14 protein-coding genes and 2 pseudogenes are annotated in these 18,728 nt (G+C 59.5%); 2 read left to right on the top strand and 14 right to left on the bottom strand.

What is annotated here, in order from left to right:
- Positions 1-167 precede the first annotated feature (167 nt).
- The 14 genes and pseudogenes from fdxB to ald all read right to left on the bottom strand — a co-directional run bounded on the left by fdxB (position 168) and on the right by ald (position 15,332).
- On the bottom strand, positions 168-467 hold the full coding sequence (gene fdxB, locus EI171_RS10045) for a ferredoxin III, nif-specific (protein WP_161533243.1): 300 nt from the start codon (positions 465-467) through the stop codon (positions 168-170).
- A gap of 15 nt (positions 468-482) precedes the next feature.
- Complete coding sequence (locus tag EI171_RS10040; RefSeq protein ID WP_097669289.1) at positions 483-683, bottom strand: CCE_0567 family metalloprotein; 201 nt, start codon at positions 681-683, stop codon at positions 483-485.
- Positions 684-691: 8 nt separating this feature from the next.
- Positions 692-1,156 carry a NifX-associated nitrogen fixation protein gene (locus tag EI171_RS10035; protein ID WP_097669290.1) on the bottom strand — a complete coding sequence of 155 codons (465 nt, stop codon included), beginning with the start codon at positions 1,154-1,156 and terminating at the stop codon, positions 692-694.
- Between the two features lie 6 nt (positions 1,157-1,162).
- Complete coding sequence (nifX, locus tag EI171_RS10030; protein WP_097669291.1) at positions 1,163-1,558, bottom strand: nitrogen fixation protein NifX; 396 nt, start codon at positions 1,556-1,558, stop codon at positions 1,163-1,165.
- Positions 1,555-2,964: a nitrogenase iron-molybdenum cofactor biosynthesis protein NifN gene (gene nifN / locus EI171_RS10025; protein WP_097669292.1), complete on the bottom strand. Its 1,410-nt coding sequence runs from the start codon at positions 2,962-2,964 to the stop codon at positions 1,555-1,557. The genes nifX and nifN overlap by 4 nt, the downstream gene beginning before the upstream one ends.
- A 9-nt stretch (positions 2,965-2,973) precedes the next feature.
- Positions 2,974-4,620 (bottom strand): nitrogenase iron-molybdenum cofactor biosynthesis protein NifE, encoded by a 1,647-nt coding sequence (gene nifE, locus EI171_RS10020; RefSeq protein WP_161533242.1) that lies wholly within the window; start codon positions 4,618-4,620, stop codon positions 2,974-2,976.
- A gap of 93 nt (positions 4,621-4,713) precedes the next feature.
- Complete coding sequence (gene nifK / locus EI171_RS10015) at positions 4,714-6,270, bottom strand: nitrogenase molybdenum-iron protein subunit beta (protein WP_097669294.1); 1,557 nt, start codon at positions 6,268-6,270, stop codon at positions 4,714-4,716.
- 66 nt (positions 6,271-6,336) lie between these two features.
- Positions 6,337-7,839, bottom strand: a complete 1,503-nt coding sequence (nifD, locus tag EI171_RS10010) for a nitrogenase molybdenum-iron protein alpha chain (protein ID WP_097669312.1) — start codon at positions 7,837-7,839, stop codon at positions 6,337-6,339.
- A gap of 433 nt (positions 7,840-8,272) precedes the next feature.
- Positions 8,273-9,442 (bottom strand): annotated as a pseudogene (locus EI171_RS10005) (cysteine desulfurase); the annotation flags it as partial.
- Positions 9,439-10,761: a Fe-S cluster assembly protein SufD gene (sufD, locus tag EI171_RS10000; RefSeq protein ID WP_097669295.1), complete on the bottom strand. Its 1,323-nt coding sequence runs from the start codon at positions 10,759-10,761 to the stop codon at positions 9,439-9,441. The gene sufD and the pseudogene EI171_RS10005, both read right to left, overlap by 4 nt.
- Before the next feature lie 22 nt (positions 10,762-10,783).
- Complete coding sequence (sufC, locus tag EI171_RS09995) at positions 10,784-11,536, bottom strand: Fe-S cluster assembly ATPase SufC (protein WP_161533241.1); 753 nt, start codon at positions 11,534-11,536, stop codon at positions 10,784-10,786.
- 67 nt (positions 11,537-11,603) lie between these two features.
- Positions 11,604-13,100 (bottom strand): Fe-S cluster assembly protein SufB, encoded by a 1,497-nt coding sequence (sufB, locus tag EI171_RS09990; RefSeq protein WP_161533240.1) that lies wholly within the window; start codon positions 13,098-13,100, stop codon positions 11,604-11,606.
- A gap of 183 nt (positions 13,101-13,283) precedes the next feature.
- Positions 13,284-13,478: a 4Fe-4S binding protein gene (locus tag EI171_RS09985; protein WP_035730311.1), complete on the bottom strand. Its 195-nt coding sequence runs from the start codon at positions 13,476-13,478 to the stop codon at positions 13,284-13,286.
- A gap of 741 nt (positions 13,479-14,219) precedes the next feature.
- The gene (gene ald / locus EI171_RS09980) at positions 14,220-15,332 is read right to left on the bottom strand and encodes an alanine dehydrogenase (RefSeq protein ID WP_097669298.1); all 1,113 of its coding nucleotides are present in this window, start codon (positions 15,330-15,332) and stop codon (positions 14,220-14,222) included.
- Between the two features lie 351 nt (positions 15,333-15,683).
- Between ald and EI171_RS09975 the strand changes: the two are divergent.
- Both EI171_RS09975 and EI171_RS09970 read left to right on the top strand, forming a co-directional pair.
- Positions 15,684-16,507 (top strand): annotated as a pseudogene (locus EI171_RS09975) (IS1380 family transposase); the annotation flags it as partial.
- 322 nt (positions 16,508-16,829) lie between these two features.
- Positions 16,830-18,647, top strand: coding sequence for an NEL-type E3 ubiquitin ligase domain-containing protein (locus tag EI171_RS09970; protein WP_161533239.1), 1,818 nt, complete (start codon positions 16,830-16,832; stop codon positions 18,645-18,647).
- Positions 18,648-18,728: the final 81 nt, after the last annotated feature.

The following is an 18,728-nucleotide window of genomic DNA, read 5'->3' as shown; positions in this document are numbered from 1 at the left end:
GATCGTTCCGTCTTGCTGTTCAGTGAAAGATCGGGGCCATTCGAGCCCGCCGCCCGAGTCTCCGTTGCGGGTTTACCCGATCACCAACGAGTCTTCCTATATCTCGCCTGCTGCTGCTGCGAGAGAGAGAGAGAGAGAGAGAGAGAGAGAGAGAGCGCCGCCTTCGCTCACGCAGCTTCCGCTGCGGCTGAAATGTGGGTCTGGCAGTTGGCCGGACAAACCCGGGCACATGCACCGCAGCCGATGCAAGCGCCCGAATCGTTCAGAACCATGATCTTCTTTTCGATTTCATCGTCCTCGTCATTGTCGAGGTCGACAAGTTCCCCCTCCTCGTTCATTCCTTTCAAGGTCATGACATCTCGACCGCACACCTTGAAACAGCGGCCACAGCCGATGCACTTCTTGCTATTGATCGAGATCAGATATTCTGGCGTCCAGTCGCGTCCATCGCGCGTTGCAAATGACATGGGTCGGGCCCCCTTTTAAGTATCTTCCAGCGCTTTCAAATCAAGGGTCTTGCGCTCAAGTTCGGCATAGGCATTGTGCGCCTTCTGCGCCACCACCATGATCGAGGTCCAGTTGACTGGCAATTCTTCCGAAAGGTCGTGCAGATCCATCTTGGCTTGTATCGCCTTGGCAGACAGCTTCTTTAGTTCTGTCTTCAGTGTTTCACGATCGCCCATGAGTGTCCTCAATAGTTCGCCACGTCCGGAAATTTCCGAATCAGGTCGATTCCGTCGCTGACATATTTGTCGCCCTCCTGCGCGAGCTTTACGAAATTATCGAAGCCGAAGCGATGCACATCGCGCAGCTGCTTGTTTACGGCGATCAGCCGGCCTCCGATCAGCACCACGCGGCCGAAGCCTTCACGATGCAGCTTCAGAATCGGCTGGATCATCACGCCGGTCACCCTCTCGATCGAGAGCGCGACCGCATCGAAGAATAGCTCAAGCCGCCACAGTGTATCGGGATCAGGATCACCGATAATCGGCAATGCGCGCCGCTTCTCCTTGTCCAGAATATAGGGTTCGAGCAGGTCGAGATCGCTCTTCGCCTCCCAGGCTCCGTTGGTATCCTGAGCGCGCCAAATCTTGATCAACTCCATGAGGAACGGCGCGTCCACGGCACTGCCCTGCTGCTCTATTTTTGTGGTCATATCACCTCATTCGTCGAACTCGAACGTACGCCGTCGGTCCTTTGCCATGGCCTTGCGCAGCCAGGGAGGTGGCGTGCCCTTCAGTACGCGCTCGAGTTTTTCGAGCAACACCAGAATGCTTTCTGGCTTATTCACCTTGATAGGATGGATCTTGTTGGCCACCACTCGCGCAGCCCCGGCACCGCCAATGGCGGCGACGTAAAGGATTGCGCAATCCTTGATCGCCTCGATCTTCGGCGCCAACTTGTCGTCGTTGCCGTCTTCCTTAAGATCGCCCTCAAACTCAATCGCTTTGAGAAACACGTGCCCGCCAGGCGTGACATCGTAGATTGCGATATTCTTTGCCCAACCAAAATGGGCATCGACGCGTCTCAGGTCTTGAGTGGCAAACGCGACCTTCATGCAGTCGACCTCTCAGCTGCGCCGGTGGAGCTGCGATACCCCGAGCATCGTGGCGATCCGGGCGCAGTCCGCCATCTATCGGGCGTAGGCCGATCGTTCTCCTCGCGGTGCGCAATCACGAGATTGGCGATATCGAAGATCAGATTGCGGGTACCACGATAGCCCACGGATAGTTGGTGGCCCGCGCCAAGTCGATCGAACATCGGAAAACCGGTACGATAGAACGGGACTTTCAGCCGAGCCGCCGCTTGCCTGCCATGCGAATGCGTGATCAGCAGGTCGCAATGCCTTGTTTCAGCAAGCCCTTCCAGATCCTCCAGATCGCCAATGAGTACCTCCTTGGTCTTGATCCGCTCGATCACCCCCGACTGAGTGGTCGTCACGGCCGCGGTCACCTGCGCGCCCATGTCGTGCAGCATGCCGGACAGATCAAACAGGAGGTCTGGCTCAGCGCCGATTGCAAGTTTGCGACCGCCAATATGGAAGTGCGCGTCCAGCATTGCATCGGCGAGCTGACCGCGCTGGCGCCGATATTTCAATGGTATGGGGCGGCCGCTGATCTCGCTCAAGAACATCATAAATTCGTCGTTCGGACAGAGACCACACAGCCGCTCGAAGACACGAAAAGGAACGCCGGTCTTGACCTGCATGACCTCTGCCGCTCGCTGCATCTGCGCGCCGATTGCAATCGTCCATCCGGCGCGGCCCATGCTCGCAATTTCGTCGACGCCGATGCCGCCGATGGTCGTTGGCGTAAACTCATCGGGGATATGCCCATCGAGCGATCCCGCCAGGTCAGGGAGGAAGGATGGGCACAACCCGAAATCCTCCAGTATGACACGGAGTTCATCAAGGTCGCCGGGCGTGAGGTGACATCCCGGCAGAACATTCACCTTCGATTGATCCCGCAGGCCATTGGTGTTGGGCCCTTCCACCAGCACCTCCACAATGCGCGCCACAGCTCTCTCCCAGCCGTCCTGGAACGCGCCCTTGAAATCAGGCGTCGAGACATACACCAGTGGCAACTTTGCGAGTTGCGGATGCTTGCTCCGGATTAGCTTGAGGTAGGCATCCACATCGTCGCCGTTGGTCTCAGTGACACCGGTCGAGCAGATTCCGATGATCTTTGGCTTGGCACGGTTGTAGATGTTCAGTATCGCCTGCTCGAGATTCTCATAGCCGCCGAGTACGGTCGCGACCTCACTCATCGCGGTGGTCTGCAGCGGTACTGCCTCTTTGAAATGCCGGACAAAGAGCGTGAGCCCGAAGGATGTGCACCCCTGGGAACCGTGCAGGAGCGGCATCGCCCCGCGCAGCCCCATGAAGGCGAATGCGCCGCCGATCGGCTGACTCATCTTCAGCGGGTTGACAGCGCAGGCTTTTGTCGGCGCCGTGACGATGGCCATGACGCCTCCCTATTCTGCGGCCTGTCGAATGGCAGATGGCTCGGACACCAAGATACCTTCGATGCGTCTTTGGCAGCAGCCACCGACCGCATTGGTATGCTCTCTGACCGCTGCGACGCTCCTGAGGCCGTGCGCGTAGATTGCATCCTCGATCGTGCCCAGATCGACCTTGTTACACACGCAGATCTTCCTCGCGCGGCGCGCGGTTTCGGCGAGCGCCGGATCGCGGGCGATCGCGGCCACCGGCGATTGCATCTGCTCCATCGCCTTGGCCAATGCCTCCCATGGTGCCGGTCGACGTAGCTGCTCCCACATCGGACTGGAGAGCGACTTATCGATCTCCTCCACCAGCTTGACCATTCCGACATAGCCCATATAGGCGTGGCAACGCTCCTGGTTGATATCGAGCCAGGGCATCGCCGCTTTCAGCGCGACGAACTGCGACTTGCCGCCCGATAGCATGATGTCCGCGTTTGCGTCCTTCAGCATCTTGTACATTTCGCGCGGCGTCATGTCCTCGATCATGTGGGCATCCTGCCCCATGAGCTCCTTGATGCGCTCTTTGTCTTTCCTGGTTGATTTCTTCACACTGGTTCCGACTACCTCAAGCCCGGCTTCCTGGAGTGCCGCAACGACCGACCATGACTTGACGCCGCCGGTAATCAACAAGGCCTTCTTGCCTTCGAATCGTGGCTTGTACGGCTCGATTGCAGCCCAGGCCCAAGCTTCCTCGCGCGCGATCACCGCTTCGGTGCGCCCGAGCAGATCTGTCGGCGCGCCGCGTTCAACCAATAGGCGGGCAAGCTGGCGCAGCGATTCGCTCGAGTCTTGAATACCGTAGAACGACCCCTCGAAGAACGGGATCCTGTAGCGTTGCTCCATCTTGCGTGCGACATTGATCATGGACTTTGAGCATACCAACATCGCCGCCCGCGCGCGATGAGATGAAGCGACTTCGCGATATTTGCCATCGCCGGAGATGCAGGAGAGAATCCGTACTCCAAGCTCGTCTAGCAATGGCTTCACCTGCCAGAGCTCTCCCGAAAGGTTGTATTCCCCGATCAGGTTGATATCGTACGGCGTGGTGTAGTCCGGTTCTTGCGTCCCGATCACATAGTCGAGCAAGGCCTCGCCAGCAAGCTTGTTACCGAGGTTCTTCGAGCCGACGAAGCCCGGGGAGTTGATCGGGATCACCGGCTTTGCGAACCTTTCAGATGCTGCCTTACAGACTGCGTTGATGTCGTCGCCGATCATCGCCGGGATGCAGGTTTGATAGACGAAGATGGCGGGCGGGTCGCACTTGTCGATGATCTCCTTGATCGCTTTGCAGAGCCGCTTCTCGCCTCCGAATACAATATCGGTTTCGCTCAAATCGGTTGTAAATGCCGTGCGCCACAGATTCGAGCCGGACGACGCGGCGCCGCGATTGTCCCAGGAATTACCTTCGCACGCGATCGGACCATGCACCAAGTGAGCGACGTCGGTGAACGGCTGCAGCGCAATCTTGGCGCCATCGAAAGCACAGCCGCCGGCAGCGCTACCCGGCTGGAGCTGTTTGGTGCAGCCCTTCTTGCGTTCAGCCTCCGACTTACTGCCATTCTCGGCGCAGCCCGGCTCGTCGAAAATATTCTGGACCGTGGCCGCTAGTGAACTCATCCTTTTTTCCTCTCAGCGCGCACTAGTTACAAGGTCAACCGTCGTGTGCTTGTGCCATCGGAGCTAGGGCGATGGCGCGCGCACAGTCGCTCATCAACGAATGATGTCGAAGCTGTAGTCAGTTTTGCCGACAACGTTGGTCTTCTTGTCGATCTCGTCGAAGATCTTGTCCAGGATCTTCACCAGCACATTCAGGCCGCCCTGATAGCCCCATAGGGGGGAGCGGTGATGGTGATGCCGATCAAAAACCGGAAAGCCGATGCGGATCAGTGGCGTTCCAGTATCACGCTCCAGGTACTTGCCATAGGTGTTGCCAATCAGAAAATCGACCGGCTCGGTGAACAGGAGTGAGCGCATGTGCCAGAGGTCTCGGCCCGGGTATGCTTGGCAGCCCTGCCCAAATGGCGAGCTTGCGAGCAGCGCCTGCATTTTTTCGAGCCACGCCTTGTTGCCGTTGGTGGACAGCACATGGGTCGGTTCGGCGCCCAGTTCGAGCAGAAACGCAGCCAACCCATAGCAAAGATCCGGATCGCCATAGATCGCGAACTTCTTGCCATGGATATGCGCGCTGGAGTCAGCGATGGCGTCGACCAGGCGGCCACGTTCTCGCGCGAGTTGCTCGGGGATCTCCTTGCCGCTGATGCGTGACAGCGCCATGATAACGTCATCCGTTGCGGATAAGCCCACCGGGTAGTTGAAGGATACAACGTCCTGGCCATGCTCAGCCACGAATGGCAGCGTTTTTTCGGTGCACCACTGCTGCATGGAGATTGTCGCCTTGGCGTGAACCGCGTTGGCCGCATCTTCCAGCGTCGTGCCACCGTCATACATCCGGAATTCGCCGTCTGTCGGAGTATCGAAGACTTCAGAATTATCGGCGAGGATTGTGTGGTGAATGCCCATCAACGCCAAGATGCGCTTGATCTCGCGGAGGTTTCCGACGGTATAGCCATCGAACCCACCAATGATGTTGATCGCCCCGTTCGGCTTGCGCTCCAGCTTCGGCGCTGTTCCGGCCTTGCCGTCCCAAAAATGCTCCAGAATGCCCTTGAGCGCATTGTCATAACCGGTGACGTGGCTGCCGACGAACGCCGGCGTGTGGGCGAACGGCACGTCGAAGTCCGCCGGAACAGAACCTTTTTCTTTTGACGTCTTGATGAAGGCGTTGAGGTCATCGCCGATCACCTCGGCCATGCAGGTCGTAGAGACCGCAATCATCTTGGGTTTGTACATGTTGTAGCTGTTCGCGAGCCCGTCGATCATGTTGTTCAGGCCGCCGAATACGGCAGCGTCTTCCGTCATCGACGAAGAGACGCAGGAGCTAGGCTCCTTGAAGTGCCGTGACAGATGGCTGCGGTAATAGGCCACGCAGCCTTGCGAGCCGTGGACGAAGGGCAGCGTGCCTTCAAAGCCAACAGAGGCGAACACGGCGCCAAGCGGCTGGCAGGCCTTGGCCGGGTTTACCGCCAGCGCCTCCCGCGCAAAGTTCTTTTCGCGATATTCGGCCGTTTTCGTCCATTCCTTGATACGTTCGACCTCGGCGGGATCGCGAGAATTCTCGAATATCTTCTTCTTGGCCAGCATCTGCTGGTATTCTGGACCGCGGAACAGTTCGAGATGATCGAGCACGTGTTCGGCACTCTGCGCCATTGTTGAAATCCTTCACTATCGAGATTGGTATCGCCCCGGCTTTCCCAGAGAGCGAGATGAGTTGCTTTATTCTGCAGCGAGGAGCTTGGCCCTCGAAGCTTCCTTCCAGGGGGCCTTCGTTTTCTTCCAGACCGGCGAGTTGACAGCCATGTCCATGTCGCGCGCAAAGATCGCAAAGCCGTCATAGCCGTGATATGGGCCCGAATAGTCCCAGGAGTGCATCTGCCGGAACGGCACACCCATCTTTTGGAAAACATATTTTTCCTTGATGCCCGAGCCGACAAGGTCAGGCTGGAGCTTTTCGACGAAGCGCTCGAACTCATAGCCATTGACGTCATCGTAGATGAGCGTGCTGTCCTTTACGTAGTGCTGAGCTGTGCGCTGATAGTCGTCGTTATGACCGAACTCGTATCCGGTGCCGATGACTTCCATCCCGAGGTCTTCGTATGCGCCAATCACATGACGCGGACGGAGCCCGCCGACGTATAGCATCACCGTCTTGCCCTCCAGGCGCGGGCGATATTTTGCGATAACGGCGTTCACCAGCGCCTGGTACTTTTCAATCACCCGCTCGGCGCCTTCCTTAATCTTGTCGTCGAAATAGCCCGCAATCTTGCGAAGCGATTCTGCGATCTTTGAAGGTCCGAAGAAGTTGTACTCGCACCACGGGATACCGAACTTCTCTTCCATGTGGCGTGAGATGTAGTTCATGGAACGGTAGCAATGCAGAATGTTGAGCTTTGCCCTCGGCGTTGCCTCGAGCTCGGCCAGTGAACCGTCACCGGACCACTGCGCGATCACCCGCAGGCCCATCTCCTCTAGCAGAATACGTGATGACCAGGCGTCGCCGCCGATATTGTAGTCTCCGATGATCGCAACATCGTACGGCGTCGGCTCAAACTTTGGTTTGCCGTCGGACTCGAGCCGGTCGAAAATCCAATCGCGCACCGCGTCGTTGGCAATGTGATGGCCTAGTGACTGCGACACGCCGCGAAAGCCCTCACAACGGACCGGCACGATGGTCTTGCCGCCGTATTCCTTGGATTTCGCTCTTGACACGGCCTCGATGTCGTCACCGATTAGTCCGATCGGGCATTCCGATTGGATCGTGATGCCGTTGTTGAGTGGAAACAGCTCCTGGATTTCGTCAAGAATTTTGACCAGCTTTTTGTCGCCACCGAAAACGATATCCTTTTCTTGGAAGTCGGAGGTGAACTGCAGGGTCACGAAGCTATCGATGCCCGTCGTGCCAACGTAATAGTTGCGTCGCGAGCCCCACGAATACTGTCCGCAGCCGACCGGGCCATGGCTGATGTGGACCATGTCCTTGATCGGTCCCCAGACTACCCCCTTTGACCCTGCATAGGCGCAGCCTCTGATCGTCATCACGCCAGGTATGGATTTGATGTTGGACTTCACTCCGCAGTCTGACTTGCCGGCTTGGTGAACGTTGAGGTGCTTGGCACGCCGTTTCGCGGTTTTCTCCGGATAGACCTTCAGCACCTCTTCGATCAGCTCTTTGTTGCGAGCCCTGATTTCTGCGATGCTCTGGGTCGTGGCGAGACTCATCTGATGTCCTTCAAAGGTTAGCTGTTGCAAGGGCGGCTTCTTGGCCGAGAGTTTTGCAACCGGCATGCCAGCGCGTCCTGAGCACATAAAAGCAGAGCGATTAAAATCGCTTAGCGCGTCTCTTGCCGGGGCACGGGGTGTTGTTGCGAACGCGACATCACGCTTTGGGCGGAGAACTCTTGGTTTGGCCCTGTCCGAAATAGAACAAGGGCCGGCTATGCGTGAAATTTGCCGCGCCCAATTCTCGATCGCGTCCACGATCGCAGAAGGCGCCGTAACAGGAAGACCGGCTGCAAGGCCGGCTGGCCGACACAGGCCTGCCAATACTATCTATGGTTGCCGAGACCTACAGATGCTGCGATGGCGATGAGGTGCACGACCATCACCCACCAGACCTCAACGCGAGCTGCCTCGCCACCTGGACGTCGTAGAGGGACGCACCGCACGTCGTCAGAACGCCGAAGCGCTTGCGCAGCTGCATCGCACATTGGATCCCCGCCCGCACCGCTACGCCGGCGCGGTCGATGACGGTGGCAATATCACGCGCATGCGCACCCCTCATATCAAAGGAAATGATCGGCCCCTTTTCGGCGGAGCTCCGATCATGCGCACGCAGTTGATGTCCGCCAGCCTCTCCTGCGCGTAAGGGAGCAGTACGCTCTCGTGCCTGCGGATCTGGACCTTGCCTATTGAATTGATGTAATCGATAGCCGCGCTTAAACCGATGGCCTCGACGATCGGCGACATACCCGCTTCGAACCGGTGTGGCGGATCACCATAAATGACGCCGGAACGCGAGACCTCGCGGATCATCTCTCCGCCCGCCATTGAGGGGCGACATCGATTCCGGATGCGCAGATTTGCCCTAAAGCACACCGATCCCCGTCGGACCATAGAGTTTGTGGCCTGTCATGACGTAGAAATCGCAATCAATGTCGCAGACGTCGGCGCTCATATGGACGCATCCTTGCGAGCCTTCGACGCAGCACCGAGATACCACGAGCATGCGCGATCCTCACCACGCCTTTCACCGGCAAGACTGTGGCAAGCACGCTCGACATTTGTGTGGTTGCAACCATCTTTGGTGCGCGGGGTCAGCAGTCGCTCACACTTACCGCGCAAGACGTTTCCGTCATCATCCACTGGCCCCCATTTGATCCCTGCACCGAGTCGTTCCCTGAGAAAATGCCATGGCACAATGTTGGAGTGGTGTTCCAGAATCGAGAGAACGATCTCATCACCCGGGGTAATGCGTTCACGGCCAAAGTCTTATCGACCAGATTGATTGCCTCCGTGGCGCTCCAGGTGAAGATGATCTCTTCGTTTAAGTGCGCGTTCACAAGCCGCGCCACCTTGGTACGGGCGCCTTCATACGCCTCGGTCGCCGCGTTTTAGCGAGGTAGTGCAAGCCGCGACGAACGTTGGCGTATTCGCTGGAGTACACCTGTATCATACGGTCAAGTACCGCGTTGGGCTTTTGTGCGGATGCAGCGTTATCGGGTGACAAGCGGCTTGCGGTACACCGTCATAGCCGCGCGGGGAAGTCCGTACCCAGACGCTTGACCTCGTAACTATCATCGCTCATCGCGGGATGAGCGCTCATCGCCACCCCTGCAGCCAGTGTTCAGCTTGCGCTGTCACAAAATCGCGCAGATTCTTGGCGGCGATCCCCTCAATCGACTCGCCAAGGAACGCTTTAATCAGCAACATCTGCGCATCCTTCTCCGATAGACCCCGCGCGCGCAGATAGAATACGAGAGCGTCGTCCAGCGCACCCGATGTCGCTCCGTGGCCGCAGGTCACGTCGTCGGCCAAGATGTCAAGTTCGGGCTTATTGTCGGCCTCGGCCTGGTCGGACAGGAGCAACGCGCGCGTCGTCAGGGTGGCGTCCGTCTTCCTGGCGGCGGCACGAACGACGATTCGGCCCTGAAACACCGAGCGGCCGCAATCATCGACGACCGCGCGGAACCTCTCCCGACTGGTGCAATGTGGCACGGCGTGGTCGACCACGAACGTTGTGTCGGCGTGCAGCTTGTCCCTGATGAGATTAACCCCGTTAGCCGAGAGCTCGGCCTCCTCGCCGGCCAGCGTGATGAATCCCTGATAGCGACTGACGGAGCCGCTGCAGGTCATGCTGAAGAGGTCGAGCTTAGCCCTGGCGCCGACTGCTATGATCGCCGACGAGATGTTCACGGCGTCAGAGGCATCGGCTGCCACGCGGATAAGCGACAGGCTCGCCTCGTCACCAACCAGGGCGATTATCGCATCGTTGGCTTGATAGCCGCTCGCGCCTTCAGCCGGGACGAAACTTTCCACGATGGACGCATGCGCTCCTTTACCGAGCTGCAGATAGGAGCGTGTAAACGTGGACACCGACACTCCGGTTGCGACGTGAACGATCTGAATTGGACGCTTCACCGCATTGCCATCTGCGATCGTAATCACCAGGCCATCTGTCGCCATTGCGGCATTGAGCGAGATCGCCGCATCGCTAGTCGTCGACAGCACCAGACCGGCCATGGCCCCAGTGGCGGAATTCTCCAGAACCTCTCGCAGCGACCGCACATCGATTTTATTTTCCAGCCTGCCGAGATCGGATAGCTCTGGCGCGAATTTGCCATCCACCAAAACCAGCTTGACCGCCTGATCGGCGGCCACTTGCTTGGCCGACGCCTTTGCGCGCACCAGCGCCTTCGCATCCGGTCGCGGAGCGAGTGGCAGCACCTCGCCGATCAGGGCGCGCAGATCGGTGAATTTCCAATCCTCCATGCGCCGGTGCGGGAGGCCGGCACGCTCGTAGGCCTCGAATGCCCTGGCACGGATGTGGGGGACAGCGCCTACGCCAGGCAGCTGTCCACGCGCCGCAGCGAAAACATTGCCCATGGCGCGTCCGGCGTCAGCTTTGGCCATAACCTGCTTCATCGGGGAATTCTCCCTAGAGCCGTCAGGCCGCGTCTTCGAATTGGGCGTAGCCACCAGCCTCGAGCTCCAGCGCGAGTTCCTTGCCGCCGCTCTTCCTGATCCGCCCTTTCGCCATCACGTGCACAACGTCCGGCACGATATAGTCGAGAAGCTGCCGATAGTGAGTAATCACGATCATCGCTCGTTCCGGCGAACGCAAGGCGTTGATGCCGCTGGTGACGATACGCAGCGTGTCGATATCAAGGCCGGAATCGATCTCGTCCTGGATGCACAGACTCGGCTCGAACAACGCCATCTGCAAAATTTCGTTGCGCTTCTTCTCGCCGCCGGAGAAGCCGACATTGACGCCGCGCTTGAGCATGTCATGGGGAATGTTGAGCGAACCGGCCACCTCCCGGACTCTTTTCAGAAATTCGGGGGTGGAGAGTTCCTGTTGGTCGCGCGCCTTGCGCTGTGCGTTTAGCGCCGCCCGCAGGAAGTTCACGGTGGTCACGCCGGGGATCTCGACCGAATACTGGAATGCCAGGAACACGCCCTTGGCGGCGCGTTCATTTGGCTCCATCCTCAAGAGGTTCTCGCCCCTGAACAGGATTTGTCCGCCGGTGATCTCATAGCCTGGCTTACCGGCGATGACGTGCGAGAGCGTCGACTTGCCGGAGCCGTTCCGCCCCATGATCGCGTGCACCTCACCCGCATTGACGTTAAGATCGAGGCCGCGAATAATTTCATGGTCTTCGATACCAACATGCAAATCTCGGATTTCGAGTAGCGCCATTCTGATCTGATCCCTGAAATGCCATGCGAATGGCGAGCCGCATTCGAGAGGGCTCGCGGAGGTTTGGTTATCCGACAGATCCCTCGAGCGAGATCGAGATCAGCTTCTGCGCCTCCACTGCGAATTCCATTGGCAGTTTTTGCAGAACGTCCTTCGCGAAGCCGTTGACGACGAGGCCAGTGGCCTGTTGCTCGGTCAAGCCTCTGTGCACACAGTAGAACAGCACGTCCTCGGAGATCTTCGACGTCGTCGCCTCGTGCTCGAACGTCGCGGACGAGTTTTTCGTCTCGATGTACGGCACGGTGTGCGCGCCGCATTTGTCGCCGATCAGCAGCGAATCGCAGGCGGTGAAGTTGCGCGCGCCGGTCGCCTTGCGATGCGCCGTCACGAGCCCACGATAGGTGTTCTGCGACTTGCCGGCGGCAATGCCCTTGGAGATGATCCGGCTCGACGTGTTCTTACCGAGATGGATCATCTTGGTGCCCGAGTCGACCTGCTGGAAGCCGTTCGAGATCGCGATCGAATAGAACTCGCCGCGCGAATTGTCGCCGCGCAGGATGCAGCTCGGATACTTCCAGGTGATGGCGGAGCCGGTCTCGACCTGTGTCCAGGAGATCTTTGAGTGGTTGCCGCGGCAGTCGCCACGCTTGGTGACGAAATTGTAGATGCCGCCCTTGCCTTCCGAATTGCCCGGGTACCAGTTCTGCACCGTCGAATATTTGATCTCGGCGTCGTCATGCGCGACGAGCTCGACCACGGCGGCGTGCAGCTGGTTCTCGTCGCGCTGCGGCGCGGTGCAGCCTTCGAGATAGGAGACGTAGGAGCCCTTGTCGGCGATGATCAGCGTGCGCTCGAACTGGCCGGTGTTGCGTTCGTTGATGCGGAAATAGGTTGACAGCTCCATCGGGCAGCGCACGCCCGGCGGCACGTAGACGAACGAGCCGTCGGAGAACACCGCTGAGTTCAGCGTCGCGTAGAAATTGTCGGAGGTCGGAACCACCGAGCCCAGATACTTCTGCACCAGTTCGGGATGCTCGCGGATGGCCTCCGAGATCGGCATGAAGATCACGCCGGCCTTCTTCAGCTCCGCCTTGAAGGTGGTAGCAACCGAGACCGAGTCGAACACCGCGTCGACCGCGATCTTGCGCCGGGCCGGGTCTTCCTCGCCCACCTTCGGCTCGACGCCTTCGAGCATGGCGACTTCCCGCAGGGGAATGCCGAGCTTCTCGTAGGTCTTCAGGATCTCCGGATCGATCTCGTCGAGCGAGGTGATCGACTTCTTCGGCTTCGGCGCCGAATAGTAATAGAGGTCCTGGAAATCGATCTTGGGATAGTCGACGCGCGCCCAGGTCGGCTCGGTCATGGTCAGCCAGCGCCGATAGGCCTCGAGCCGCCACTGGAGCATCCAGGCGGGTTCGTTCTTCTTTTCGGAGATGAACTTGACGGTCTCTTCCGACAATCCCTTGGGGGCCTTGTCGGACTCGATCAGGGTCTCAAACCCATAACGATACTGATCGACGTCGATGCGCTTCACGCGCTCGACGGTCTCTTGTACAGCTACCATTGCCCGCTCCGCTCGCGCAAGGACCGCCGGCGACGATTGCGCGGCGCCCTCTCCGAGTGGATCGCGCGAATCACGGCCAACTCGGGACCAGCCAGTGAGAGAAACAGGAGGTGGATCCAAAGGGCGGCGGCTGTCGATAGCGTCTTCATCATGTTTCGCGTCGGAGCTCCTCTCATCGGCTACCTATGCCGGCACGCAGGTATCAGGCACCGGGCAAACGACGGCGCATTGCGGCGCGTCAAAATGCCCTTCACATTGGGTACACTGGGTCGGATTGATCACATATATGTCGTTCTTCAGGCTGATCGCAGCATTGGGACATTCGAACTCACACGCACCACAGACGGTGCACTGGGATGCGATTATCTTGTAGGCCATCACTGCGCTTCCATGAGCAAAAAGGTGCGGGACAGCTTCTTGCTTTCAAGTCTTGTGCCAGACAGTTTAACCTTGATTTGTCTCGGCTATTTTCGACAACGCAAGTCGCCGCCTCGACACGGTGTCGCAAATCCTACAATCGGCATGACAGCTGCTGATCTCGATGCCGTCGTTTGCGCATGGTCGATCTCCCGGCAGTCAGCCGATCAGGTGAACCGCGTTCGCCAGCACGAGGGAGCGATCTGCGATCCTTCCCAAGGCCGCGGTGCGGCGGCTACGATCGATGCGCCGCGCCACTTCACGTCAGGTCGACCGCGAGCCGCATCTTGTTGGTTCCCCACCCGGGACGGCGGCGGCTTCGGCGACAGCACCACGATGAACAACCGGCGCAGTCGTCACCGGCTTGGTCCGCGTCTCCACAGCCAGTCCGAAAAGGTCGCGGCGATCGCGTCAGATAATGTCGCACCGGTGATCGCGGGTCCCCTGGGGACCCGCGGGGCGCATTCTCAATTGCCTTGGATTTACCTGGCAAGACCGGCATTCATATACGCTGTATGGAGCAAAAGTACATTGCTTCGCGTCACGAGGGCGACTGAAGCCGGGCGTTCGTCTGGTGATCCTCCACTTCGCTCCGCGTTACAAATAAATGCCGGCGGCGGTCAGCAGATCGATAGAGCCAAAAAAAGCCACCCCGAAGGGTGGCCAAAGTCAGGGAGGAAACGCCATAACGGGCCTCTGGGATCAGGCAGCAGCCTGGTCGATCGGTGAGAAGGGTAGCCCGAGGCTTTCGGCCACCGCCTTGTAAGTTAGCCGGCCTCGATGGACGTTGAGGCCTGCGCGCAAATGCGGGCTTTCGAGCACGGCGGAAAAACCTTTTTGAGCCAGAGCCAAACCAAACGGCAGCGTCGCGTTATTCAGTGCCTGGCTCGAGGTCAGCGGCACGGCGCCGGGCATATTGGCCACGCAATAATGAATGACGCCATCCACTTCGTAAGTTGGATCAGCGTGAGTGGTTGGATGCGATGTCTCAAAGCAGCCGCCCTGATCGATAGCGACGTCCACGAGCACCCCCCCCTTGCGCATCGAGCTCAGCATGCTCCGGCGGACCAGCTTCGGCGCGCTCGCACCTGCAACGAGCACCGCACCAATCACCACATCCGCCGCAAATACCTCTTCCTCCACGGAGTCAATGGTCGAAAACCTGGTGCGAACGCGTCCTTCGAATAGCTGGTCCAACTCGCGGAGCCGAGGTATCGAACGGTCGATGATGGTCACCTCAGCGCCCAGACCGACCGCCATGCGTGCCGCGTGCGTACCAACGACGCCACCTCCAAGCACCACGATTCGGGCCGGCTGAACACCGGGCACACCACCGATCAACAGCCCTCGTCCGCCTGCACTCCGCTTAAGGGCGCTACCTGCCGCTTCGATCGCAAGCCGACCCGCGACCTCGCTCATCGGCGCCAGCAGTGGAAGACCACCATGCGCATCAGTTACGGTCTCATAGGCGATCGCGGTGCATCCAGATTTCAGGAGGCCCATGGCCTGATCGGGGTCGGGGGCCAGATGCAGATAAGTGAACAGGATCTGATTCTCCCGCAGCTGACACCATTCGGACGGCTGAGGCTCCTTAACCTTTACGATCATCTCGCTCGATGCGAATACCTCAACTGCGGAAGTTAGAATCGTTGCGCCAGCATTGCGATAATCGTCATCGGTTGCACCAATGCCAGCGCCAGCATCGGTCTCGATCATCACGCGGTGACCCGCTGCCACGTATTCGCGGACAGCTCCAGGGGTAAGACCCACGCGATATTCGTGCGCCTTGATTTCCTTGGGGACTCCGACCTTCATTTGAAAACTCCTGCCTAGAGCGCCTTTCTAATCGGAAGCGCGCAGCGATATCGCGATGGAGCCGCCAAAATGGCACAGGAATTCAGCGATATTTGACAAATTTCGCAGGATTTCAAACCCACGGCGTGCCGAGCCGCTCGTGTGAGCATGCCCGCTGTGCTTAACCGTCGAAAGTGCGCGATGGCGACGACTTCGTTTCGAATTGCGTTCTCGGCTTGTGGAAAAGCTAGCCCGTCTTATTCGCAAGAGTGCGCCTGAGGGGCTGGCGAGCGTGGTGTAAAGCGCTGATACGGCGTAGGATTCGGTTGCGAAGCCAACCCATCACCTTCAACCGCGAACGCCACACCCGCCATGACCGACGATACGATTCCGCCCTTTTCGTTTCCAGCCGTTCACGCCAAGAAAGTCACAGCTGCCTCGATGGTGGGCGCCTAACCTCGAATGGGGGCGTGATGCTTCTGGCGATGGCCGAGCGGCGTCTTGGCTTGGCCGACAATTTGGCCCGGGTGTTCCCGGATCGGCGCGATCCGACGCGGGTCGTGCACAGCCTTGTCGATATGTTCCGCGCGCGCATGTTCGCGATCTGCTGCGGCTACGAGGACGCCGACGACCTCGATCATCTGAGGTCCGATCCCGCATTCAAGCTGGCCTGCGGACGGCTGCCGGACAGCGGTCGCGATCTGTGTTCCCAACCGACGCTGTCGCGCCTGGAGAATGCTCCGCGCCAGCGCGACGTGATCCGACTGACCTACACTTTGGTCGACGCATGGATGGATAGCTACCCGCGCGAGCCGGCATCCGTCACGCTCGACATCGACGATAGCTGCGATGTCGTCCACGGCCATCAGCAGCTCTCGCTGTTCAACGCTCATTATGACGAGCGCTGCTTTCTGCCGATCCACGTCTACGACACGGAGAAGAGCCGGCCCGTGGCAGTCGTGCTGCGGCCCGGCAAGACGCCGGGCGGCGTCGAGGTGTGTGCCCATCTGCGCCGCCTGGTACGGCACATCCGCACGCGATGGCACGACACGCGAATTACGTTCCGTGGCGACGGGCACTATGCCCGGCCGGAGGCAATGGCGTGGTGCGAGACCAACGGCATCGACTACATCCTCGGTCTGTCCGGCACCAAGCCGCTCGCCAGAAAAGTCGACGAGGTCGCCGACAACATCCGGATCACATGCTTCCGATGGAAGCAGGTAATCGCAACGAACTGTCGAGAATGCGGCTCTCGACGCGGCTCGACATCCCGTAACGCCGTGCCAAAACAGACTTCAGTTCCGTGCGCGTCGCCATGCTCAATCGCCTCATCGCCGCCTCTGCGCTCCGTTGCTATTGGGGAGCAATTTACGTGAGGCAACAACTCCGTATTCAGGAGCATTTCTGACGAGGCAATGCGGGATCGTTCCGAGGCTTGTCAGATTGTCGACAGCAAAGCCTCGTAGCATGAGAACGTCTCCATCTAGACTTCATCTGACGACCGAAGAGACGACATCCATGAATGCAGAACAGGCCCGGCTTGGCGCTGGCACTCCTTCCGAAACTTCAGAATCCGAGGCTTCCGAACGAGGGGCTCCCGCCCCGGCGCAGTGGGTCGAAGCCTTGACGGAGGCGGGCACCGACGCCGCCTCGTCGCGCGACCAGGTCCTGGCGGGCTGGGTTGCCGAAGAGGGGCAGGGCGAACACGAGAATCGGCAAGAGGCGGTCAGTCGAATGAGGGATTGGCGAGAAGCGGGCGATGTCGATGAGGCGCTGGATCTGTCGTCCTTGTCCCTGACCGCCTTGCCCGCCCCCCTCCTGGCCCGGCTGCGCCGCCTGAACGTCGACGACAATCAGCTGAACAGCTTGCCCGATACCCTTCCGGCCGGTCTCCAGCGGCTCTACGCCAGCAACAATCGGCTGACCAGCTTGCCCGACCTTCCAATCGGGCTCCGGCGGCTCTATGCCATCAGCAACGGGTTGACCAGCCTGCCCGCAGACTTGCCGCCCGGGCTGCGTCGCCTGAGCGTCGACAACAACCAGCTGACTAGTCTGCCCCCCCTTCCGGGAACGCTTCAGGAGCTGGACGCCAGTGGCAACAGGCTGACCAGCCTGCCCGAGCTTCCCGCCGAACTCCAGCGGCTGAACGTCGACTACAATCAGCTGACCAATCTGCCCCACCCCCTCCCCGCCGGGCTCGAATGGCTCAGCGCCAGCCACAACCAGCTGACCAGCTTGCCAGAGCCGGTACCGGCCGAGCTCCTGTGGCTCGGCGCCAGCAACAATCAGCTGACCAGCGTGCCCGAGACCCTGCTGACGCAGCTAGGCCAAGAGTCCAGCGTTGATCTGGAGAATAATCCGCTGCCCGAGCCGGTGCGGACCAATCTGGCGATAGCAATGCATGCCGGAGACTATGCCGGTCCGCAGATCTTTTTCCCGGTGCCCGAAGGAGCGATGGAAGTTGAGCCGCGGCCTCTGCACGAGGTTATCGCGGACTGGCTCGCAGACGACCCGACGACACTGGCCGAATGGCAGCACTTTGCGGATGAGCCAGGCGCCCAAGACTACGCACGGTTCCTAGAGCGGCTACGAGGGACCGTGAACCATGGCAATCACGAGTTTCGGCAGGCAGTGACTGATGATTTGCGGCGGGCGGCGGCCAATCCGAGATTGCGCGAGCAGCTTTTCACGCATGCTTCCGAGGCCAACTTGAGTTGCGATGATCGCGTTACTTTGCACTGGAACGGTATGCAGACCGCGCGCCTTAACGCTGACGTCGAGGACGGAGTTTATGATGATCGGCTCGGCGAACTGATCCAGCGCGGCCGTGTTGCGTTCCGCTTGGAGGCGCTGGACGGGATCGCGCGCGACAGGGTCAACTCGCTCGTCAGGGTCGACCCGAGCATAGACGAGATCGAAGTCTACCTGGCCTATCAACATCTGCTGCGCGAGCCGCTCGAGCTCAGTCACGTCGCCCCCAACATGCAATTCCTGGCGGTCTCTCACGTAACCCCGGATGATGCTGCGCGGGCGCTGGACCTGGTTCGGGAGCAGGAAGCGAACCAGTTCGACGCTTACATGGCAACCCGCTGGCACCCCTGGGAGACGGTGCTGAGGCGCATCGCTCCGGGCGAACATGCAGCGATGCAAGACCGGCGCGTCGAAGCCATGGGCGAGGAATTTCAAACCCGCTTGAATCATCGACTGGCCGAGAAGGGCTTGTTAGGCGACCTGGATGCCGAGCGGGTGCTCGGAGCCCAAGTCCGAAACCAAATCGCTGGCGAGATCAATCGCGAAATCATGGACCGACTGCTCGCAGACCGTGGCCTCGAATAATGAGACTTCACCGGGTCACCGAAGGCGGCCCGCCCCCGGTTCCCACAGATCGTGGCGTGCGGATTGTTCCCGCACCGACGC

Origin of the sequence: Bradyrhizobium sp. LCT2, assembly GCF_009931255.1 — a bacterium.
GTDB classification, from domain to species: domain Bacteria; phylum Pseudomonadota; class Alphaproteobacteria; order Rhizobiales; family Xanthobacteraceae; genus Bradyrhizobium; species Bradyrhizobium diazoefficiens.
The sequence above is the reverse complement of the archived record's forward strand: the minus strand, read 5'-3'. Positions and strand labels throughout refer to the sequence as shown.